The 22242-nt window shown below is 66.0% G+C and carries 19 protein-coding genes; all 19 read left to right on the forward strand.

Translation table 11 applies throughout. The features are described 5' to 3' along the window. Positions 1-75 precede the first annotated feature (75 nt). The 19 genes from HNE04_RS10530 (at position 76) to HNE04_RS10620 (ending at position 22233) form a co-directional block, all read left to right on the forward strand. A complete protein-coding gene (locus HNE04_RS10530) occupies positions 76-1257 on the forward strand; it encodes a class I SAM-dependent rRNA methyltransferase (RefSeq protein WP_172218581.1) in 1182 nt (393 codons plus the stop codon). Between the two features lie 148 nt (positions 1258-1405). Further along, positions 1406-2464 (forward strand): CobW family GTP-binding protein, encoded by a 1059-nt coding sequence (locus tag HNE04_RS10535; RefSeq protein WP_172218582.1) that lies wholly within the window; start codon positions 1406-1408, stop codon positions 2462-2464. A gap of 246 nt (positions 2465-2710) precedes the next feature. Then, positions 2711-3712, forward strand: a complete 1002-nt coding sequence (gene dksA / locus HNE04_RS27840; protein ID WP_172218590.1) for an RNA polymerase-binding protein DksA — start codon at positions 2711-2713, stop codon at positions 3710-3712. Between the two features lie 46 nt (positions 3713-3758). Next, complete coding sequence (locus tag HNE04_RS10545; RefSeq protein ID WP_172218592.1) at positions 3759-5693, forward strand: STAS domain-containing protein; 1935 nt, start codon at positions 3759-3761, stop codon at positions 5691-5693. A 58-nt stretch (positions 5694-5751) separates the two neighbouring features. Beyond that, a complete protein-coding gene (gene hslV, locus HNE04_RS10550; protein ID WP_172218594.1) occupies positions 5752-6300 on the forward strand; it encodes an ATP-dependent protease subunit HslV in 549 nt (182 codons plus the stop codon). Next, complete coding sequence (hslU, locus tag HNE04_RS10555; protein ID WP_172218596.1) at positions 6300-7646, forward strand: ATP-dependent protease ATPase subunit HslU; 1347 nt, start codon at positions 6300-6302, stop codon at positions 7644-7646. Before hslV ends, hslU begins: the two co-directional genes overlap by 1 nt. 243 nt (positions 7647-7889) lie before the next feature. Then, positions 7890-8318, forward strand: coding sequence for a division/cell wall cluster transcriptional repressor MraZ (gene mraZ / locus HNE04_RS10560; protein WP_172218598.1), 429 nt, complete (start codon positions 7890-7892; stop codon positions 8316-8318). 9 nt (positions 8319-8327) lie between these two features. After that, positions 8328-9242, forward strand: a complete 915-nt coding sequence (rsmH, locus tag HNE04_RS10565) for a 16S rRNA (cytosine(1402)-N(4))-methyltransferase RsmH (protein ID WP_172218600.1) — start codon at positions 8328-8330, stop codon at positions 9240-9242. Beyond that, positions 9239-9535 carry a cell division protein FtsL gene (gene ftsL, locus HNE04_RS10570; RefSeq protein WP_172218602.1) on the forward strand — a complete coding sequence of 99 codons (297 nt, stop codon included), beginning with the start codon at positions 9239-9241 and terminating at the stop codon, positions 9533-9535. Before rsmH ends, ftsL begins: the two co-directional genes overlap by 4 nt. Then, the gene (locus HNE04_RS10575) at positions 9532-11265 is read left to right on the forward strand and encodes a peptidoglycan D,D-transpeptidase FtsI family protein (protein WP_172218604.1); all 1734 of its coding nucleotides are present in this window, start codon (positions 9532-9534) and stop codon (positions 11263-11265) included. Before ftsL ends, HNE04_RS10575 begins: the two co-directional genes overlap by 4 nt. Further along, the gene (locus HNE04_RS10580) at positions 11265-12746 is read left to right on the forward strand and encodes a UDP-N-acetylmuramoyl-L-alanyl-D-glutamate--2,6-diaminopimelate ligase (protein ID WP_172218606.1); all 1482 of its coding nucleotides are present in this window, start codon (positions 11265-11267) and stop codon (positions 12744-12746) included. Before HNE04_RS10575 ends, HNE04_RS10580 begins: the two co-directional genes overlap by 1 nt. A 5-nt stretch (positions 12747-12751) precedes the next feature. Next, on the forward strand, positions 12752-14128 hold the full coding sequence (locus HNE04_RS10585) for a UDP-N-acetylmuramoyl-tripeptide--D-alanyl-D-alanine ligase (RefSeq protein WP_172219108.1): 1377 nt from the start codon (positions 12752-12754) through the stop codon (positions 14126-14128). Further along, on the forward strand, positions 14118-15296 hold the full coding sequence (mraY, locus tag HNE04_RS10590; protein ID WP_172218608.1) for a phospho-N-acetylmuramoyl-pentapeptide-transferase: 1179 nt from the start codon (positions 14118-14120) through the stop codon (positions 15294-15296). Before HNE04_RS10585 ends, mraY begins: the two co-directional genes overlap by 11 nt. Positions 15297-15299: 3 nt before the next feature. After that, a complete protein-coding gene (murD, locus tag HNE04_RS10595; protein ID WP_172218610.1) occupies positions 15300-16814 on the forward strand; it encodes a UDP-N-acetylmuramoyl-L-alanine--D-glutamate ligase in 1515 nt (504 codons plus the stop codon). Continuing rightward, the gene (gene ftsW / locus HNE04_RS10600) at positions 16811-17998 is read left to right on the forward strand and encodes a putative lipid II flippase FtsW (RefSeq protein WP_172218612.1); all 1188 of its coding nucleotides are present in this window, start codon (positions 16811-16813) and stop codon (positions 17996-17998) included. The genes murD and ftsW overlap by 4 nt, the downstream gene beginning before the upstream one ends. Further along, entirely contained in the window at positions 17995-19062 is a 1068-nt protein-coding gene (murG, locus tag HNE04_RS10605; protein WP_172218614.1) for an undecaprenyldiphospho-muramoylpentapeptide beta-N-acetylglucosaminyltransferase, read from the forward strand. Before ftsW ends, murG begins: the two co-directional genes overlap by 4 nt. Continuing rightward, the gene (gene murC, locus HNE04_RS10610) at positions 19059-20471 is read left to right on the forward strand and encodes a UDP-N-acetylmuramate--L-alanine ligase (RefSeq protein ID WP_207717530.1); all 1413 of its coding nucleotides are present in this window, start codon (positions 19059-19061) and stop codon (positions 20469-20471) included. The genes murG and murC overlap by 4 nt, the downstream gene beginning before the upstream one ends. Beyond that, positions 20468-21451 carry a D-alanine--D-alanine ligase gene (locus tag HNE04_RS10615; RefSeq protein WP_172218616.1) on the forward strand — a complete coding sequence of 328 codons (984 nt, stop codon included), beginning with the start codon at positions 20468-20470 and terminating at the stop codon, positions 21449-21451. Before murC ends, HNE04_RS10615 begins: the two co-directional genes overlap by 4 nt. Further along, positions 21448-22233 carry a cell division protein FtsQ/DivIB gene (locus tag HNE04_RS10620; protein ID WP_172218618.1) on the forward strand — a complete coding sequence of 262 codons (786 nt, stop codon included), beginning with the start codon at positions 21448-21450 and terminating at the stop codon, positions 22231-22233. Before HNE04_RS10615 ends, HNE04_RS10620 begins: the two co-directional genes overlap by 4 nt. Positions 22234-22242 lie beyond the last annotated feature (9 nt).

Genomic DNA, 22242 nt, shown 5'->3' on the forward strand with positions numbered 1-22242 from the left:
ACTCCTCGGCGGGTATTGTGAGCCCATGCCGGTCCGTTCCTTATCGCCGGGACGACAGGCCGGACAATAGCGGCCATGAAAACCATTCGGCTGAAAGAAGGCAAGGAGCGTTCGCTGCTGCGGCGCCACCCCTGGGTATTCGACTCCGCGATCGCCAAGGGCGGGGCCGATGCCGGCGAAACCGTGCGTGTGGAGTCCCACGCGGGCGAGTTCCTGGCCTGGGCGGCCTTCAGCCCGGCCTCCAAGATCCGGGCGCGGGCCTGGAGTTTCGACGAAGGCCAGCGCATCGACGCCGCTTTCCTGGCGTCGGCCTGCCGGCGCGCCGTGCAGGCGCGGTCCCGGTTCGACATCCAGAGCGACGGCATGCGGCTGGTGCATGGCGAGTCCGACGGCTTGCCGGGATTGATCGTGGACCGCTATGGCGACACCCTGGTAGCGCAGTTCCTCTCGGCCGGCGCGCAGCGCTGGAAGGCGTTGCTGGTGGAGGCGCTGCTGAAGGAAACGGGTCTCGCCAGGCTGTACGAGCGCTCGGACACCAGTTCCCGGTCGCTGGAAGGCTTGCCCGCCGAGGCTGGATGGCTACGCGGCGAAGGAGCCACCGAGCTCACCATCCGCGAGCACGACTGGAAGCTCACCCTGGACATCGCGACTGGCCACAAGACCGGCTTCTATTTGGACCAGCGCGATAGCCGGTGGAAATTCGCCACCCACGCCAAGCGCCTGAAATTCCAGCGGGTGCTCAATTGCTACTGCTATACCGGCGGTTTCACCGTGGCGGCGCTGGCTGGGGGCGCGGCCCATGTGACGTCGATCGATTCGTCCGCGCCGGCCCTGGAGCGGGCCCGCGCGCATGTGGCGCTCAATGGCTTCGAGCCCGGGCGTGCCGATTTCATCGATGCCGACGTGAATGGGTCGCTGCGCCGCTTCATCGAGGAGCAGCGCAGCTTCGACGCCATCGTGCTGGACCCGCCCAAGCTGGCGCCCACGGCGGCCCATGCCGACCGGGCGGCCCGGGCCTACAAGGACATCAACCGGCTGGCCCTCAAGCTGCTGGAGCCGGGCGGCGTGCTGTTCACCTATTCCTGTTCGGGCGGGATCAGCGCCGACCTCTTCCACAAGATCGTCGCCTCGGCCGGCGCCGATGCCGGGGTGGACGGCTACATCACCGAACGGCTGGGCGGGGCGCCGGACCACCCGATGACCCTGGAATTTCCGGAGGGCGAATACCTCAAGGGCCTGGTGGTGGTGCGCAAGTAACCGAAGGGCACGCAGCCTTGCGAATTGCCCGCTAAACTGGGGCCCCCACGCTCACTGCGTTCGCTGCCCCCCGAGGGGGCCTTAGCCGGTTTGAGATCGGCTCGGCACCGGCTAAACTGCCCCACCTTCGAAGTTTTTGGGTGCCATCATGAGTCTCATCCCCGCAACCATCCTCACCGGCTTTCTGGGCTCGGGCAAGACCACGCTGCTCAAGCGTGTGCTGGAGGAGGCCCATGGCCAGAAGATCGCCGTGATCGAGAACGAGTTCGGCGAGGAAAACATAGACGCCGACATCCTGGTGACCGAAAGCAAGGAGCAGATCATCCAGATGAGCAACGGCTGCATCTGCTGCACCATCCGCGAAGACCTGCGCGCCACGCTCCAGCTGCTGGCCGCCAAGAAGCGCAAGGGCCTGCTCGACTTCGATCGCGTGGTGATCGAAACCACCGGCCTGGCCGACCCGGGGCCGGTGGCGCAGACCTTCTTCATGGACGACGAGATCGCCGAATCCTACTTGCTGGATTCCATCCTCACGCTGGTGGACGCCAAGCACGCGGACCGGCAGCTCGACGACCGGCAGGAGGCGCGCCGCCAGGTGGGCTTTGCCGACCAGATCTTCATCAGCAAGACCGACCTGGTCGCCAAGGACGAGACGGACGCGCTGATCCACCGCCTGAAGCACATGAATCCGCGCGCGCCCTACAAGGCGGTGCACTTCGGGGAGGTGGCGCTGTCGGAGGTGTTCGACCTGCGCGGCTTCAACCTGAACGCCAAGCTCGACATCGACCCGGACTTCCTGAATGAGGCCGAGGACGATCATGAGCACCACGACCATGACCACGAGCACGGGGAACATTGCGACCACCCCTCGCACGCCCACGAGGGCCAGGGTCACCACCATCACCATGACGACGACGTCAAAAGCTTCGTCTTCAAGTCCGACCGGCCCTTCGACCCGGCCAAACTGGAGGACTTCCTGGGCGCGGTGGTCAACATCTACGGGCCCAAGATGCTGCGTTACAAGGGCGTGCTCCACATGAAGGGCACCGACCGCAAGGTGATCTTCCAGGGCGTGCACCAGTTGATGGGCAGCGACCTGGGCCCCGCCTGGGGCGAGGGCGAGCAGCGCAACAGCAAGATGGTGTTCATCGGGATCGACCTGCCCAAAGATATCTTTCTCCAGGGGCTCGGGCAGTGCCTCATTTGAGTTAGGCTAGCGACCTTTTGCGAACTGCCCGGGGTCCCGATGATTGTCTCGCTTCTGCAACTTATGGCTTTCCCCTTTGGCAGGTCAGTACCTGAACGTGGGGGTGAAAACCCCAACCGTGAGCGCCGGGAGCCCGACAATCAGGGTATAACTCGCTCTCATGAAGGCGATGCATCACCAGAACAAGGAAGGTCGGCGGTCCTTCGGCTATCTCATGCCGATGCCGCCGCAGCGAGGAGACAGGAAGTGAAGCCTCAACTCAAGGCCGGCAAACCCGCGGCCAAGGCAAAGCCGGCGGCCAAACCGGCCAAATCCGCACCCAAGGCTGCGAAGCCCGCGGCCACGAAGGCCATAGCCAAGCCGGCGGCCAAAGCGCCGGCTAAAAAGGCGACAGCCAAGACCGCGGTCAAGACGCCGGCGAAGAAGGCGCCGGCCAAGACCGCGCCCGTCAAGGCAGCCAAGCCGGCCGCCAAGAAACCTGTGGCAACGCCAAAGGCAAAACCGGCTGCAAAGCCGGCCGCCAAGGCCGCCGCCAAGCCCAAGGCAGTACCAGCCAAGACCGGCGCCAAGGCCAATGGGTCGGCCGGTCCGGCACTGCCTCGAGCCATGCCGCCCCGTCCCGACGCCGCCACCTTGGGGGCCGAACCGGCACGGGCTACCAAACCCTCGGCGCGATTGGCGCAAATCACGGTGCCTTCAATGGCTCAATCCGTGGCGTCCACCGCAGCCAAAGCAAGCTATACACAAACAATGTCACCATCCGTCCTAACCCCCCCGCCCCTGGTGGCCATCAAGAAAGACCCCAAGCTCGCCAACAACTGGAAGAGCAAGGAAGTCGCGGAGCTCACCGACGCCGAAGTCCTGGCCATGCCCGACTCGGAGTACATGAACGAGAAGCAGATGGCTTTCTTCCGGCTCAAGCTCGCCCAGCTGAAGCAGGACATCCTCAATAGCGCGGGCGAAACCACCGAGCACCTTCGCGAAGACACCGTGATCGTGCCGGACCCGGCCGATCGCGCCACCATCGAGGAAGAACACGCCCTGGAACTGCGCACGCGCGACCGCGAACGCAAGCTGCTCAAGAAAATCGAACAGTCGATCGCCCGCATCGATGCCGGCGACTACGGCTACTGCGACGAGACCGGCGAGCCGATCGGCGTGGGCCGCCTGCTCGCGCGCCCCACGGCGACGCTGTCGCTCGAGGCGCAGCAGCGCAGAGAGCTCAAGCAGAAGATGTTCGGGGACTAGTCCCTCGTAGTCCCCCAGCCAGCAGTTCCCAGCCACACTATCCTCCATGCCGCCGAAGGAAGAAAACAACGGCTTGCTTTCCAAGGTAGTGAAGTTCGTCAAGAACCCGACGACGAACTGGGCCGACCTCGATCAGCAGGAATCCGATCGCGAGAGCAGCTACTCCAAGCAGATGCTCAAGGAGATGATCGAGCGCAAGCGGCGCAACGACTTCGTGCGCAAGCGCGAGTTCGACATGCTGCGCAAGATGCGCCGCAGCGAGGTGATGGCGGGCCAGGATCCGGCGGCGCGGCCTTCGTTCTTCCAGAGCTCGATGCCGTCCAAGCCGGACGACCGCGCCACCACCCTCAAGAAGATCGACGAGATCGAGGCGCAGATGTCCATGCAGTGGTGGAAGACCAAGCATGGCGAGACGTCCAGCCGCAGCGGAAGCAGCACCAACTTCCCGATGTCATCGCACGTTCCGCCCGAAAGCCCCAGCAGGCCGGTCGGATCGCCTTCGCTTCGATCCACCGCCTATACCAAGACCGAGCCCGCACCGCTGGAGCAGGGCATGGAAAAGACCGAACCGGTGGAACTGGAGCCCATGCTCCAGTCGGGGATGCCCCTCGAGTTCTCGTTTACGTCCGAACCCGTGGCGCCGCCCAAACCACTGGCCGCCGCGCCGCAGGCCCGGGCGCCGGCTCCTGCTGCTGTTCCTGCCTTTTCTCCTCCCCCGGTACAAGCGGCGGCCCGTGCGGCCTCGCCGCTCGAAAAGCCGGCAGCGGGGCCCGCATTCTCTGCCGTGACGCGTTCCGGCCCGGTCAGCGAGCCGGGAAACAGCAGCAACAGCTTTTCCGCGTCCAAGCTGTTCGCCATCGACGTCGAGGAGTTCGCCCACGACCCGGAGCTGGAAGAGGCTTCCATCCGCTTTGCCAATGGCGATGATGCAGGAGCCGAGGCCGGGTTGATGGAAGTACTGTCGCCGCAAGGTGGGCGCATCGACCACGACGAAACCTGGCTGACCCTGTTCGACCTGTACCGCGCCAGCGGCCGGCAGGACCGCTTCGAAACGGCGGCCATCGACTTCGCCGGACGCTTCGGCCGCTCGGCGCCGCAGTGGTTCTCCATTCCCGAGGCGGTGGGCCGCATGCAAGCTCCGGCCGCCGCCGGGCCGGCAAGCGGGTCGCAGCCCCTGGCCAACTGGACCTGCCCGGCCACGCTGGGCACGCAGACGCTGGCGGCCATGAACGTGGCGCTGGCCAAGGCCACCCCGCCCTGGCGCCTGAGCTGGGTCAAGCTCAACAGCATCGACGAGGGCGCCATCGAGGGCCTGACCAAGCTGTTCACGCAGTGGGCCAACCAACCCGTGCAACTGCGGTTCATCGGGGCGGACAACTTCGAGAAGGTGCTCAAGGAGGCCACGCCCTCGGGTGACAAGGGCGTGAACCCCGCCTGGTGGAAGCTGCGCATGGAAGTGCTGCGCGTGATGCACCGCCCCGACGAATTCGAGTTGGTGGCGTTGGACTATTGCGTCACCTACGAAGTCTCGCCGCCTTCCTGGGACAGCGCGCGCTGCGAGTACAAGCCGCTGCAGGCCGACGGCAGCTACGTCACGGGCCACACCATCGTCGGCGAGGCTTTCCGCGATTCGCTGTCTTCGGGCATGAGCATGGGCTACAGCGATACCCATGCCGCCGGGCCGAGCTCGCAGATGTCGAACATCTCCACGGTCGAATTGGCCGGGCAGATCCTGGGCGATGCGACCGAAGCATTGGAAATGCTGGACGCCAAGCTGGCCGGCGCGGATGTGATGGTGATTTCCTGCACCCGCCTGATCCGCATCGACTTCTCCGCGGCAGGCACCTTGCTCAACTGGGTGACGGCCCGCCAGGCCGAGGGCCGCCTGGTCCAGTTTGTCGAAGTGCATCGCCTGGTGGCTGCCTTCTTCAACGTCATCGGCATCAGCGAACACGCTCGCGTGATGGCGCGTACCGACTGAAACGCTTCGGCCGGCGGATTGCCTTGCAAAAGGCCCCTTGAACCCAAGCTGAGTCCCCATGGAACAATTTCACGGCACGACCATCGTCAGCGTGCGGCGCAAGGACGCCCAGGGCCGCTGGCAGGTGGCGATAGGCGGCGACGGGCAGGTGACGCTGGGCAACGTGGTGGTCAAGGGCACGGCGCGCAAGGTGCGCAAGCTCTACCATGACAAGGTTGTCGCCGGGTTTGCCGGCGCCACGGCCGATGCCTTCACGCTGTTCGAGCGTTTCGAGGCCAAGTTGGAGAAGCACCAGGGGCACCTGGTCCGCTCGGCCATCGAATTGACCAAGGACTGGCGCACCGACCGCGTGCTGCGCCGCCTCGAGGCCATGCTGGCCGTAGCCGATCTGGAGGCCTCGCTCATCATCACCGGCAACGGCGATGTGCTGGAGCCCGAGCACGGCATCATCGCCATCGGTTCCGGCGGCGCCTACGCCCAGGCCGCGGCCAAGGCCCTGCTCGACAACACCGAGCTGGGCGCCAGGGACATCGTCAAGAAATCGCTCGAAATCGCCGGCGAGCTGTGCATCTACACCAACATGCACCATACGATAGAGACTTTGTGATGTCGTCGATGACGCCCCAGGAAATCGTTTCCGAACTCGATCGCCACATCGTGGGCCAGGACGACGCCAAGCGTGCCGTGGCCATCGCGCTGCGCAACCGCTGGCGCCGCCAGCAGGTCGACGAAAAGCTGCGCGGCGAGATCACGCCCAAGAACATCCTCATGATCGGCCCCACCGGGGTCGGCAAGACCGAGATCGCGCGGCGGCTCGCGCGGCTGGCCGATGCGCCTTTCATCAAGGTGGAAGCGACCAAGTTCACCGAGGTGGGCTACGTCGGCAAGGACGTCGATTCCATCATTCGCGACCTGGCCGAGCTCGCCGTGAAGCAGACCCGCGTGGCCGAGATGCGCAAGGTGCGCGACCGCGCCCAGGACGCCGCCGAGGACCGCATCCTCGAGGTGCTGATTCCTTCGGCACGCGGTGTCGATCTGTCCACGCGCGTGATCGAGGGGGGCGAAGGCGCGGCACGTCAATCCTTCCGCAAGAAGCTGCGCGAAGGGCTGCTCGACGACAAGGACGTGGAGATCGATCTCGCAGAAGCCCGGCCGCAGCTGGAAATCATGGGGCCGGCGGGCATGGACGAAATGACCGAGCAGCTGCGCGGCATGTTCAGCCAGTTCGGCGGGGCCAAGCGCAAGACCCGCAAGCTGAAGATTGCCGAGGCGATGAAGCTCCTCACCGAAGAGGAGGCCGCCAAGCTGGTCAACGAGGATGAAATCCGGGCGGCGGCTGTCCACAATGCCGAGCAGAACGGCATCGTCTTCATCGACGAGATCGACAAGGTGGCCTCGCGATCGTTCGGCGGCGAAGGCGGCGGCGGGGCCGACGTGTCGCGCCAGGGCGTGCAGCGCGATCTGCTGCCGCTGGTGGAGGGCACCACCGTGTCCACCAAGTACGGCCCGATCAGGACCGACCATATCCTGTTCATTGCGAGCGGCGCTTTCCATCTCTCCAAGCCGAGCGACTTGATTCCCGAGCTGCAGGGCCGCCTGCCGATCCGCGTGGAATTGAAGTCGTTGTCGGTGCAGGACTTCGAGGCCATCCTCACGCAGACCCACGCGTCGCTGGTCAAGCAGTACCAGGCCTTGCTGGCGACGGAAGGTGTTACGCTCGAGTTCGCGCCCGAAGCGATCACGCGCCTGGCGCATATCGCCTATGACGTGAACGAGCGCACCGAGAATATCGGTGCCCGGCGCCTGGCCACCGTGATGGAGCGGCTGCTGGACGAGGTGAGCTTCGGCGCGACGGGCCTGGGCGGCAAGACGGTGACCATAGACGCCGAGTACGTGGACCGCCGCCTGAAGGAACTGAGCCGCGACGAGGACTTGTCGCGCTACATTCTCTAACACCTGGTCCTCTTCTGAGGAATCACTTTCACTGCCTGTGCTAAGTGGTTCATTTAGAACGATTTTTACTGCTTCCCTGTATGCGGAATCAGCTCTAAGTCCTTGATTTCATTACAAAAACTCAGCGCAAGCGAGCTTGCACTGCTGGGTTTTCCTGCTACAGTGCAAAAAAGTGCAATTAAGTGGTGAATCGTGCCTTCGCACTCCACTCTTGCACTCCAACCGTAGCAAGGGCTTACACAGGTGTTCCAAGGCGCTTCGTCCCTCAGTCTGGATGCCAAGGGTCGGCTTTCTGTGCCGACCCGGCATCGCGACGTCCTGGGCGCGACCGCGAACAACCAGCTCACCATTACCAAGCATCCCCATGGCTGCCTGATGATTTTTCCGCGACCGGAATGGGAAAAATTCCGCGAACGTATCGCCGCGTTACCTATGTCCGCCCAGTGGTGGAAGAGAATATTCCTTGGCAACGCAATGGACGGCGAACTCGACGGCACGGGCCGTGTACTGATCTCTCCTGAACTGCGTGCCGCGGCGGGCATCGAGAAGGAAACCATGCTGCTCGGCATGGGCAACCACTTCGAGCTCTGGGACAAGGCGACGTACGAGGCCAAGGAAGCGGAGGCGATGCGGGGTGATATGCCCGACGTCTTCAAGGAATTCTCCTTTTGAGAGCAGGCGGTGGAAAGCAAATGGCAACACACCACCGTCTTGTTGAACGAAGCAGTAGCAGCTCTTTTCACCAAGCCGGATTCAACCTACGTGGACGCAACATTCGGCCGCGGTGGCCACTCGCGCCTGCTCCTGTCGAGGCTGGGTCCGCAGGGCCGCCTGATGGCGTACGACAAGGACCTCGATGCGATCGCCGAGGCCGGCCGTATCGACGACCCGCGCTTTTCGATACGGCACGAGGGCTTTGCCCATCTGGGCGAGCTGCCGGCCGCGAGCGTGGCCGGGGTGCTGATGGACCTGGGCGTGAGTTCGCCCCAGATCGACAACCCGGCGCGCGGCTTTTCCTTTCGGGGCGACGGGCCCCTGGACATGCGCATGGACACCACGCGGGGCGAGAGCGTGGCCGAGTGGCTCGCCACGGCGGAGGCCGGGCAGATCGCGGAGGTGATACGTGAATATGGCGAAGAACGGTTTGCTGTTCAGATTGCAAAGGCGATTGTGGCTCGCCGACAGGAGCGGGGCCCTCTTGCAACCACCGCCGAGCTGGCCCAACTCGTGGCTGGCACGGTCAAAACCCGCGAGCCGGGCCAGGACCCTGCAACGCGCACATTTCAGGCTCTTCGGATTTTCATCAATGCCGAGCTTGAAGAGCTGCAACAGGCGCTAGAGGCCAGCTTGGACATCCTCCAGTCGCATGGACGTCTCGTGGTGATCAGCTTTCATTCGCTGGAAGACCGCATCGTCAAGCAGTTCATCGCGCAGCATTCGCGCGAGGTCTTCGATCGCCGGGCGCCTTTTGCCCCGCCCAAGGCCATGAAGCTGAAGGCACTGGACCGTATCAAGCCATCGGCCGAAGAGGTGAAGGCCAATCCGCGCTCGCGTAGCGCCATCATGCGCGTGGCCGAGAGGACGGAAGTGCAATGACGCGCCTCAATCTCGTCCTGCTGATCGCCGTGCTGGTGAGTGCGCTGTACCTGGTGCGCACCCAGTACGAGTCGCGCCGGCTGTTCGCCGAGGTCGACAAGACCCTGGTCGAGTCGCGCAGGCTGCAGATCGAGCACGAGCGCCTGCAAGTCGAAAAGCGCGGGCAGGCCACACCGCTGCGCGTGGAGAAGCTGGCCAAGGAGCAGTTGCAGATGCGCCCTGCGACGCCGGCCATCACCCAGTACGTCAACATGAAGGGGCCGGCGCCAGCGCCGGCCGTGGGTACGCCATGAGCCGTAGCGTGGCCTACACCTCCAGCCCGCTCTTGGCGAGCAAGACGCCCGTATGGCGCAGCAAGTTCATCGTGGCTGCGATCGCCCTGGGCTTTGCCGCATTGGCCGGGCGCGCAGCCTGGGTCCAGGTGTTCGCCAACGATTTCTTCCAGAAGCAGGGCCAAGTGCGTTTTGCCCGCACGCTGGAGCTGCCCGCCAACCGCGGTCGCATCCTGGATCGCAATGGCCTCCTGCTCGCCACCAGCGTGCCAGTTCCCAGCATCTGGGCCATCCCGGAGGACTTGGAGCGCGACAAGGCCAAGCTCGCGAAGCTGGCGAGGTTGCTGGAGATGCCGCTGGCCGAGCTGGAAAAGAAGCTCGAAGACGAAGACAAGAATTTCGTCTGGCTCAAGCGCCAGGTGGACGAGGCCGTGGCGCAGCAGATCGCGGCCCTGAACATCAAGGGCATCTATCAGCGCAAGGAATACAAGCGCCAGTACCCGGAAGGCGAGGCCGCCGCCCATGTGGTGGGCTTCACCAACGTCGAGGACCACGGCCAGGAAGGCATGGAACTCGCGTTCGACAAGGCACTGGCCGGCCGGCCCGGCTCGCGCCGCGTGATCAAGGACCGTCTTGGCCGTATCGTCGAGGACGTGGGCGAGCAGGTCCCGCCGGTGGACGGGCGCGACCTCCAGCTTTCCGTGGACAGCAAGGTCCAGTTCTTCGCCTACCAGAAGCTGCGCGACGCAGTGCTGGAAAACAAGGCCAAGGCGGGCAGCGTGGTCGTGCTGGACGTGGCCAGCGGCGAAGTGCTGGCGCTGGCCAACTACCCGAGCTACGTGCCGAACAAGCGCCAGAATCTCTCCGGTGCGCAGCTGCGCAACCGGGCACTCACCGACACCTTCGAGCCCGGCTCGACCATGAAGCCTTTCATCGCCGCGCTGGCGCTGGAAAAGGGCCTGGTGCGGCCGGAAACGGTGATCCAGACCGCGCCCGGACGCCTGACCATCGGCGGCTCGACCATCGGAGACGCGCATCCCCACGGCCTGCTGACCGTCAACGAGATCATCCAGAAGTCCAGCAACGTCGGCACGGTGAAGATGGCCATGCAGCTGCAGCCGCGCGATATGTGGGAGATGTTCTCGCAGGTCGGGCTCGGCCAGAAGCCGCAGCTGCCTTTCCCCGGCGCCGTCAGCGGCAAGCTTCGGCCCTACAAGACCTGGCGGCCCATCGAGCAGGCCACGATGAGCTATGGCTACGGCCTGTCCGGCAGCCTGTTCCAGTTGGCCCGCGCCTACACGGTGTTCGCGCGCGACGGCGATCTGGTGCCCGTGACCCTCCTCAAGTCCGAGGACAGTGCAGCCGGCATCCGCGTGCTGGACCCGAAGAACGCGCAGGCAGTGCGCCACATGCTGCACCTTGCGACGCTTTCGGGCGGCACCGCGCCCAAGGCCCAGACCATGGGTTACTCGGTGGGTGGCAAGACCGGCACTGCCCACAAGCAGGAAGGCAAGGGCTATGCCGACAAGAAGTACCGCGGCTTCTTCGTAGGCATCGCGCCGGTGGAAAAGCCGCGCATCGTGGTGGCGGTGATGATCGACGAGCCCAGCGGCGGCAAGTATTTCGGCGGCGACGTGGCCGCGCCGGTATTCAGCGCCACGGTGCAGCAGACCTTGCGCATGCTGGGCGTGCAGCCCGACATGAACGTCAAGCCGCAGATCGTGGTGCAAGCGGTGGAGGAGTCGTTCTGATGCTCGAACTCCACAGCCCCCAGGAAGCCGCTCAATGGCTGCGCAGCCGGGTAACCGGCACGCTGCAGTGCGACAGCCGCAAGATCACCTCGGGCGACGGTTTCATCGCCTGGCCGGGCGCGGCGACCGACGGGCGCAAGCATGTGCATGCCGCGCTGGCCCAGGGTGCGGCTGCGTGCCTGGTCGAGCGCGAAGGCGTGGAAGCGTTCGATTTCGGCGTGCCGGGCATCGCTGCCTATCCGCAGCTCAAGGCGGCCACGGGCCCGATCGCTGCAGCTTATTTCGGCGCGCCGAGCGAACAGCTCGACGTGCTCGCCATCACCGGCACCAATGGCAAGACCTCGACCGCCTGGTGGCTGGCCCAGGCGCTCTCGAACCTGGCGCCGGAGTCCATTCCCTGCGGTCTGATCGGCACGCTGGGCACGGGTCGGCCGCCCCACGTCGAATTCGTCGGGCTCACGACGCCTGACCCGGTGCTGCTGCAGCGCCAGTTCCGCCGCTTCCTGGAAGAGGGCGTCAAGGCGTGTGCGATCGAAGCCTCGTCGGTGGGCATCGTCGAGCGGCGCCTGGACGGCACGCAGATCCGCGTGGCGGTCTTCACCAACTTCACGCAGGACCACCTCGACTATCACGCCACGATGGAGGCGTACTGGGAAGCCAAGCTCGAACTGTTCAGCTGGCCGGGCTTGCAGGCTGCCGTCGTCAATCTGGACGATGAAAAGGGGCGGGAACTTTCGCAGTCGCTGCAAGGAGGCAAGCTCGACCTGTGGACGGTGTCCTGCGCGGAGCCGGCGCGCCTGATGGCCCGCGACATCGGCTATGACGACCAGGGCCTGCGCTTCGTGGTGCAGGAGGATGCCCAGCGGCATCCGCTGGGCACCCGCCTGATCGGCCAGTACAACGTATCCAACCTGCTGGGCGTCATTGGCGCCATGCGCGCGATGGGCGTGCCGCTGGCACAGGCGGTGCGGGCCTGTGCCGGCCTGCTGCCGGTGCCCGGGCGCATGGAGCGCCTGAGCGAGCCCGGCAAGCCGCTGGTGGCGGTGGACTATGCCCACACGCCCGATGCGCTGGACAAGGCGCTGCAGGCACTGGCTCCCCTGGCCCACCAGCGCGGCGGCAAGCTGTGGTGCGTGTTCGGCTGCGGCGGTGACCGCGACCCGACCAAGCGCCCGCTGATGGCCGCCGTGGTGGAAAAGAATGCGGACCGCGTGGTCGTGACCAGCGACAACCCGCGCAGCGAGAAGCCCGAGAACATCATCAGCCAGATCCTGCTGGGCCTGTCGCGCAGGGAATGCGTGGAGGTGCAGGCCGATCGGGCGCTGGCCATCGCCGAGACCATCGGGCTGGCGGCACCCGAGGATGTGGTGCTGCTCGCGGGCAAAGGGCACGAGGACTACCAGGAGATCGCCGGCGTCAAGCTGCCGTTCTCGGATCAGGCGCACGCCCGGGCCGCGCTTCGTGCGAGGGGGGCGCAATGAGCGGCATGTTCACCTTGGCCCAGGCGCTGCCATGGATCCCAGGCGGCAAGCTGGTGGGCGACGGCTCGCTGTCCGTGGAGCGCGTCCACAGCGACACCCGCACGCTGCAGCCGGGCGACCTGTTCGTGGCGATCAAGGGCGAGCGATTCGACGCCAATGATTTCCTGGCCGAAGCCCAGGCCAAGGGCGCCGTGGCGGCGATCGCCCATCGCGGCAAACTGCCCGCGGGCTTTCCGGGGATCGAGGTCGACGACAGCAAGCTGGCGCTGGGTTCGCTCGCGGCCGCCTGGCGCGCGCAGTTCGACCTGCCCCTCATCGCCGTCACCGGCAGCAACGGCAAGACCACCGTCACGCAGATGATCGCCTCCATCCTGCGCGCCTGGCAGCCCCAGGCCATGCTGGCGACGCAAGGCAATTTCAACAACGACATCGGCCTGCCGCTGACGCTGCTGCGGCTTCGCGCGGAGCATCGCATCGCGGTGCTGGAACTGGGCATGAACCATCCAGGCGAGATTGCTTACCTGGCGGGCATCGCCGCGCCCACCGTCGCCATGGTGAACAACGCCCAGCGGGAGCACCAGGAATTCATGGCCACCGTGGAAGCGGTGGCGCGAGAAAACGGCTCGGTGCTGGCTGCACTGGGCGCTAGCGGCGTCGCCGTATTCCCCGCAGACGAGGAATTCACGCCGCTGTGGAAGGAACTGGCGGGCTCGCGGGCCTGCATGACTTTCGGCGCTCAACATGCCGACATCGTTTTGGCCGGGACTGAATGGCAAGGCGGGCATTGGCAGGTGAGCGTGAAAACGCCCGCCGGCCTTTTGTCCTACCGACTCCATATCGCCGGCCGCCACAACGTGCGCAACTCGCAGGCCGCGGTTGCCTGCGCCCTGGCGGCGGGCGTTCCGCCGGCTGCGGTCACGCAAGGCCTGGAAGCCTTCGAGCCGGTCAAGGGCCGTTCGCGCGCGCTGGGCGTGAAGCTGGGCGGCCGCGTCATCACCTTGGTCGACGACACCTACAACGCCAACCCGGATTCGGCGCGCGCCGCTGTCGATGTGTTGGCCGAGCTGCCTGGGCCCCGTTTGCTGGTGCTGGGCGACATGGGCGAGGTGGGGGACCAGGGGCCGCAGTTCCACGCCGAAGTGGGCGACTACGCCAGGGCCCGGCGTATCGAGCAGTTGCTCACGCTCGGCGACCAGTCGACGGCGATGAAGGGCCGGCATTTTGCCGACGTCGACTCGCTCAATGCCGCCGTGCTGGCCGAATTGCCGCGTGTGGCGAGCGTCCTGGTCAAGGGATCGCGATTCATGAAGATGGAGCGGGTGGTGGACGCGATCACGGCCTTCGCACAACAACAAGAACAAGGAGCAACCGATGTTGCTTAGCCTGGCCAGTTGGCTGCAAACCCTGAGCCCTGAGTTCGGCTTCCTGCGGGTGTTCCAGTACATCACCTTCCGTGCCGTGATGGCGGCAATGACTTCGCTCCTGATCGGCCTGATCGCCGGGCCGTGGGTGATCCGGCACCTGGCTTCGCTCAAGATCGGCCAGCCCGTGCGCGGCTACGGCATGCAGTCGCACCTGGTCAAGAGCGGTACCCCGACCATGGGCGGGGTGCTGGTGCTGCTGTCCATCGCCATTTCCACGCTGCTCTGGTTCGACATCACCAACCGCTTCGTCTGGATCGTGCTGGCGGTGACGCTGGGCTTCGGCGCCATCGGCTGGGTGGACGACTGGCGCAAGGTCGTGCACAAGGACCCGGAAGGCATGCGCTCGCGCGAGAAGTATTTCTGGCAGTCGCTGATCGGTTTGCTGGCGGCCCTGTACCTGGTGTTCAGCATTTCGGAAAGCTCCAACTGGCGCGTGCTCCAGCTGTTCTATACCTGGGTGAAATCGGGCTTCGACGTGAACCTGCCGCCCAAGGCCGGCCTGCTGCTGCCCTTCTTCAAGGAAGTGAGCTACCCGCTGGGCGTGTTCGGTTTCATGATCCTCACCTACCTCGTGATCGTGGGCGCCAGCAACGCGGTGAACCTAACCGACGGCCTGGACGGGCTGGCGATCATGCCGGTGGTTATGGTGGGCTCGGCGCTGGGCGTCTTCGCCTATGTGACCGGCAGCGCCGTGTATTCCAAGTACCTGTTCTTCCCCCACATCCCGGGGTCGGCCGAACTGCTGATCTTCTGCGCCGCCATGGCGGGCGCGGGATTGGCGTTCCTCTGGTTCAACACGCATCCGGCCCAGGTGTTCATGGGCGACGTCGGCGCGCTGGCCCTGGGCGGCGCGCTCGGGACCATCGCGGTGATCGTGCGGCAGGAAATCGTGCTGGCGATCATGGGCGGCATCTTCGTCGTCGAGGCCATGTCCGTGATGGCGCAGGTGACGTATTTCAAGTACACCAAGAAGAAATACGGCGAGGGCCGCCGCATCCTGAAGATGGCGCCGCTGCACCACCACTTCGAAAAGAGCGGCTGGACCGAAACGCAGGTCGTCGTGCGCTTCTGGATCATCACGATGCTGCTGTGCCTGCTCGGCCTATCCACGTTGAAGCTGAGGTAACCCGTGGAACACCTCAAAGACCAGCACGTTCTCATCCTCGGCCTGGGCCTGTCCGGCCTGGCGATGGCCCGCTGGTGCGCGCGCTGCGGTGCGCAGGTCACCGTGGCCGATACGCGCGAGGCGCCGCCCCAGCTGCCGGCTTTGCGCGAGCAGGTACCGCAGGCGCGCTTCGTCGCAGGCGCCTTCGATGCCGCGCTGCTGGACGACGGAGTCAGGGCCGTGTTCCGCAGCCCGGGGCTGTCGCCGGCGCAAGTCGCGCCGGTGGTCTCCGCGGCCAGCGCAAGCGGGCTGCCGATCGGTGGCGAGTTGAGCCTTTTCGCCGGCGCACTGGCGGATTTGAAGGCCCAGCAGTCGTATGCGCCCGCCGTGCTGGCCGTCACCGGCACCAACGGCAAGACCACGGTCACGGCCTTGACGGGGCAACTGGTCGAGCGCAGCGGTCGCACCGTGGCGGTGGCGGGCAACATCGGCCCCACCTTGCTGGACACGCTGGCGCAAAAGATGGACGCGTCGGCTTTGCCGCAGGTCTGGGTGATAGAGCTGTCGAGTTTCCAGCTGGATACCGCCGGTGATTTCGAGCCCACCGCTGCGGCGGTGTTGAACCTGACGCAGGATCACCTGGACTGGCACGGCGACATGCAAGCCTACGCCGACGCCAAGGCACGCGTGTTCGGCAAGAGCGGCCTGATGGTGATGAACCGCGAAGACCCGCTGGTCATGAAGATGCTTCCCGAAGCTGTGAGGATCAAGGGCGGCAAGATGGAGCAGCGTCCGTATCTGACCTTTGGCGCCGATATGCCGCAGCGGCCGGGCGACTTCGGCATCGAGGTCGTCAATGGCATGGCTTGGCTGGTGCGGGCGCTGGAAGCCGACGAGACGCTGAAAAAGCGCAAGGACATCGACGAGGAATTGCACTTCCAGCGCCTGATGCCCGCCGACGCCTTGCGCATCCGCGGCCGCCACAACGCCGTCAATGCGCTGTCGGCCCTGGCGCTGGCGAGCGCCGCCGGCTGCGCGCTCGGCCCCATGCTCTATGGCCTGCGGGAATATCGCGGCGAGCCGCATCGGGTGGAGTCGGTCGGCATCATCAACCAGATCGAATACTTCGACGACAGCAAGGGCACCAACGTGGGCGCCACCGTGGCGGCACTGCAGGGCCTGGGCGCCGAGCGCAAGGTCGTGGTCATTCTCGGCGGCGACGGCAAGGGCCAGGATTTCTCGCCGTTGGCACCCATGGTGTCGCGCCACGCCCGGGCCGCCGTGCTGATCGGACGCGATGCACCTCAGATCCGTGCGGTGCTCGAGCCGACCGGCGTGCCCTTGCTGGACGCGGAGTCAATGGAGCAGGCGGTTTCGCTGGCCACGCAACGCGCCCATGCCGGCGATGCCGTGCTGATGTCCCCGGCCTGCGCCAGCTTCGACATGTTCCGGGACTACCCGCACCGCGCCCAGGTGTTCCGCGCCGCTGTGCGCGCCACCGCCGAGCAGGCCGGCGTGGAACTGGACGGCACCGAATGAACGCCTTCGCCCAACGCCTGGGTTACGGCCGCGCCGCGCAGCCGGTGCGGGTGCAGGTCTTCGACCAGGCCCTGCTGTGGGTCACGGTGGCGTTGCTGGCGTTCGGCCTGGTGATGGTGTATTCGGCCTCGATCGCGCTCCCGGACAATCCGAAGTTCGCGCGCTACGCCCACACTCATTTCCTGCTGCGCCACGCGGCCTTCATGGTGCTGTCGTTCATCGTCGCTCTGCTCGCGTTTCAGGTGCCCATGACTACCTGGGAGAAGGTGGCTCCCTGGCTGTTCGTGCTTTCCCTGCTCCTGCTGGTGGTGGTGCTGATCCCGCACGTGGGCAAGGGAGTGAACGGCGCCCGGCGCTGGATCACCCTGGGCTTCATGAGCTTCCAGCCCTCCGAGCTGGCGAAGTTCGCGGTGCTGCTCTACGCGGCCGACTACATGGTCCGCAAGATGGACGTCAAGGAGCGGTTCTTCCGCGCCGTGCTGCCCATGGCCGCGGCCGTGGCCATCGTGGGGCTGCTGCTGCTGGCCGAGCCGGACATGGGCGCCTTCATGGTCATTGCCGTGATCGCCATGGGCATCCTGTTCCTGGGCGGCGTCAACGCCCGCATGTTCTTCCTGATCGCCGCGGTGATGACGGTCGCCTTCGTGCTGATGATCGCGCTGTCGGACTGGCGTCGCGAGCGCATCTTCGCCTACCTGGATCCCTGGAGCGAAAAGCACGCACTGGGCAAGGGCTACCAGCTCTCCCATTCGCTCATCGCCATCGGGCGCGGCGAGATCTTTGGCGTCGGCCTGGGTGGCAGCGTGGAGAAGCTGCACTGGTTGCCTGAAGCCCATACCGACTTCCTGCTGGCGGTGATTGGCGAGGAATTCGGCCTGATCGGCGTCCTTGCGGTGATCGTCGCATTTCTGTGGATGACCCGCCGCATCATGCACATCGGCCGCCAGTCCATCGCCTTGGATCGTGTCTTCGCCGGGCTCGTGGCACAGGGGGTCGGCATCTGGATCGGCTTCCAGGCCTTCATCAACATGGGCGTGAACCTGGGCGCGCTGCCGACCAAGGGACTCACCTTGCCGCTGATGAGCTACGGCGGCTCCGCCATCCTGATGAACCTGGTGGCGATTTCCGTGGTGCTGCGGATCGACTACGAGAACAAGGTTCTGATGCGGGGAGGGCGGCGATGAGCCAGCGCTGCGCTCTTGTCATGGCCGGCGGTACCGGCGGCCATATCTTCCCGGGGCTCGCGGTGGCCGAGGCGCTGCGCGAACGCTCGTGGCGAGTCCACTGGCTGGGCGGGCCCGGCAGCATGGAAAGCCAGCTGGTGCCGCCGCGCGGCTTCGCCTTCGAAACCATTGCCTTCTCGGGCGTGCGTGGCAAGGGCGTGAAGACCTTGTTCTTTCTGCCGCTGCGCCTGCTGCAGGCCTTCTGGCAGAGCATCCAGGTCGTGCGCCGGGTCCAGCCCGACGTCGTGATCGGCCTGGGCGGCTACATCACCTTCCCCGCCGGCATGATGAGTGTGCTGCTGGGCAAGCCGCTGGTGCTGCACGAACAGAACTCCATTGCCGGGATGGCCAACAGGGTTCTGGCGGGCGTGGCCGATCGCGTATTCACGGCTTTCCCCAACGTGTTCAAGAAGGCAGCCTGGGTCGGCAATCCGCTGCGTCCCGCCTTCGTGCAGCAGCCCGGACCGGCGGAGCGCCTCGGCTCGCGCACGGGGCCGCTGCGACTCTTGGTGGTGGGGGGCAGCCTGGGCGCGCGGGCCTTGAACGATACGGTGCCGAAGGCGCTGGCGATGATTCCGGCGGAAAAGCGCCCGACGGTGCTTCACCAGAGCGGCGCCAAGCAGATCGACGAGCTGCGTGCGAACTACGCCGTCGCCGGTGTGCAGGCCGAACTCACACCTTTCATCGACGACACGGCGCAGGCCTACGCGCAGGCCGATCTCATCGTCTGCCGCGCCGGCGCCAGCACGGTGACCGAGATCGCGGCCGTGGGAGCGGCGGCGGTGTTCGTGCCGTTCCCCTCGGCCGTGGACGATCACCAGACGACCAATGCCCGGTTCCTGGTCGATGCCGGTGGCGGCTGGCTGGTGCAGCAGCGCGATCTCAGCCCCGAGTGGCTGGCCGACCTGATCCAGAAAATCGAGCGGCCGGAATTGATCCGGCGCGCGCTGGCCGCCAAGGCCATGCAAAGAGTCAACGCCACGGCCGAAGTGGTCGCGGCCTGCGAAGAGTTGGTCCGCAAATGAAACACGCCGTCAAACATATTCACTTCGTTGGCATCGGCGGCGCCGGCATGTCCGGCATCGCCGAGGTGCTGCGCAACCAGGGTTACCTGATCTCGGGCTCCGACCTGCATGACAGCCCGACCCTGAGCCGGCTGCAGGCGCTGGGCATCAAGACCTATGTGGGCCACGCGGCCAGCCACATCATCGGTGCCGACGCGGTGGTCACATCCACGGCCGTGCAGGCCGACAACCCCGAGGTGCTGGCCGCGCGCAAGCGCGTGATTCCCGTCGTGCCGCGGGCGATGATGCTGGCGGAGCTGATGCGCCTGAAGCAGGGCATCGCGATCGCCGGCACCCATGGCAAGACAACGACCACCAGCCTGGTGGCCAGCGTGCTGGCCGAAGGCGGTTTGGACCCCACCTTCGTGATCGGCGGGCGCCTGAACAGCGCGGGCGCCAACGCCAAGCTGGGCAGTGGCGATTACATCGTCGTCGAGGCGGACGAGTCCGATGCTTCGTTCCTGAATCTGATGCCGGTGATGGCCGTGGTGACCAACATCGATGCGGACCACATGGAAACCTATGGGCACGACTTCGGCAAGCTCAAGGGTGCATTCCTCGAATTCCTGCACCGCATGCCTTTCTACGGCACGGCGATCCTGTGCATCGACGATCCGGCGGTGCGCGACATCGTCCCCGACGTGCAGTGCCCGGTGACCAGCTACGGCGTCAGCGAAGAGGCCCAGGTGCGGGCCGTCGACATACGCCCTGTGGGCGGGCAAATGCATTTCACCGTGCAGCGGCGCAACGGCGTGACGCTGCCCGACCTCCAGGTCAAGCTGAACCTCGCCGGGCACCATAACGTGCTCAATGCGCTTTCGGCCATCGCCGTCGCGGTGGAGCTCAACGTCCCCGACGAGGCGGTGTGCAAGGCGCTGGCCGAATTCAAGGGTGTGGGCCGCCGCTTCCAGAGCTACGGCGACGTGCCGGTGACTGCCGCGAACGGTGGGGGCCACTTCACCCTGATCGAGGACTACGGCCACCACCCGGTCGAGATCACGGCCACGCTGGCGGCCGCGCGCGGCGCGTTTCCGGGCCGCCGCCTGGTGCTGGCGTTCCAGCCGCACCGCTACACCCGCACCCGTGACTGCTTCGAGGATTTCGTCAAGGTGGTCAGCCAGGCCGACGCGGTGCTGCTGGCCGAGGTGTATGCGGCCGGCGAGGCGCCCATCGTCGCCGCCGATGGCCGTTCATTGGCGCGCGCGGTGCGCGTGGCCGGCAAGGTCGAGCCCGTGTTCGTGGATGACATCGCGGCCATGCCGGCGGCCATCCAGGAAATGGTCCGCGACGGCGACGTGGTGATGTGCATGGGTGCCGGATCGATAGGCGGCGTGCCGGCCAAGCTGGCGGAAACAGGAGGCGGCGCATGACCGCAGGCAAAAAAGATTCAAAGGGCTTCGGCAAGGTCGCCGTGCTCATGGGCGGCCATTCGGCTGAACGCGAGGTCTCGTTGATGTCGGGCAGCGGTGTGCTCAAGGCGCTGCAATCGAAAGGCGTGGATGCCCACGCCTTCGATCCGGCCGAGCGCGACTTGTCGGAACTCAAGCGCGAGGGATTCCAGCGCTGCTTCATCGCGCTGCATGGCCGCTTCGGCGAAGACGGCACCGTGCAGGGCGCACTCGAGTTGCTGGGCATCCCGTACACGGGCTCGGGCGTGATGGCTTCGAGCATTTCCATCGACAAGGTCATGACTAAGCGCGTCTGGCTGGCCGAGGGGCTGCCGACGCCGCGGTACACGTTGCTGCGCCGGGGCGCCTACGACCGCCAGCAGGTGATAGCCATCCCCGACGACCTGGGCCTGCCGCTGATCGTCAAGCCGGCCCGCGAAGGCTCGTCCATCGGCGTGGCCAAGGTGCAGGGCTACTCTGAAATGGCCGATGCCGTGGACCAGGCCGCCGCGCTCGACACCGATGTGCTGTGCGAGCAGTTCATCAGCGGCGACGAAGTGACCTGCCCGGTCCTGGGCTCCGGCGACAGCGCGCGCGCCCTGCCTGTGATCCGCATCGTGGCGCCCGAGGGCAACTACGACTACCAGAACAAGTACTTCACCGACGACACCCAGTACCTCGTGCCCTGCGGCCTGCCCGCAGGCGAGGAGCAGGCGATCCAGGAAATCGTGGTCAAGGCCTACCGGGTGCTGGGCTGCCGCGGCTGGGGGCGCGTCGACGTGATGATCGATGCCGCCACGCGCAAGCCCTACCTGCTGGAGATCAATACCTCGCCCGGCATGACCGGGCATTCGCTGGTGCCGATGTCGGCGCGTGCCGATGGCATCAGCTACGAGGATCTGTGCGTCCAGCTGCTGGCTTCGGCCTCGCTGGATCAAGAGAAGGGGACGGCCACGAAATGAGCGCGACCCTGCCCGCACCGTTCGACGTCAAGCTGATGAACATCACCGCCACGGTGCTGTTGTCGGCTTGCGTCGTCCTGCTGCTGGCGGCGGTCATGTGGTGGGCGCTGCGCCACCCGCTCTTTTCCATCGCGGGCATCACGGTGCAAGGCGACGTAGCGCACAACAGCGCCGTGACCCTGCGCGCCAACGTCGCGCCGCGGCTGGCCGGCAACTTCTTCACCGTGAACCTCGCCGCTGCGCGCCAGGCCTTCGAGGATGTGCCCTGGGTGCGCCAGGCCATCGTGCGCCGCGAGTTTCCCAACCGGCTGCGGGTGCAGTTGCAGGAGCACCAGGCCGTCGCCCTGTGGGGCAGCGAAAGCGAATCGCGGCTGGTCAACAACTTCGGCGAGGTCTTCGAGGCCAACGCCGGCGACGTCGAGCAGGAAGGGCTGCCGCGGCTGGTGGGCCCGGACGGCCAGTCCGCGCAAGTGCTCGCCATGTACCAGGCCGTCAAGCCGCTGTTCGAGCCGCTGGAGCTGACCGCGGATCGCCTGACGCTCACGGCGCGCGGAAGCTGGCAGCTGGAACTGGACACCGGCGCCGTGATCGAACTGGGCCGGGGCAGTCCCGAAGAAGTGTCGGCCCGTGCGCAGCGGTTCGTGCAGACGCTCACCCAGGTGACCTCGCGCAACGGTCGGCGACCCGACGCCCTGGTGTCGGCCGACCTGCGCCACGGCGACGGCTATGCGGTGCGATTGAGGGGCGTCGGCACGACCAGCCCCGACGCGGCAAAGAAATAGAACTACAGG

Source organism: Caenimonas soli (assembly GCF_013155545.1).
Classification (GTDB): Bacteria; Pseudomonadota; Gammaproteobacteria; order Burkholderiales; family Burkholderiaceae_C; genus Ramlibacter; species Ramlibacter soli.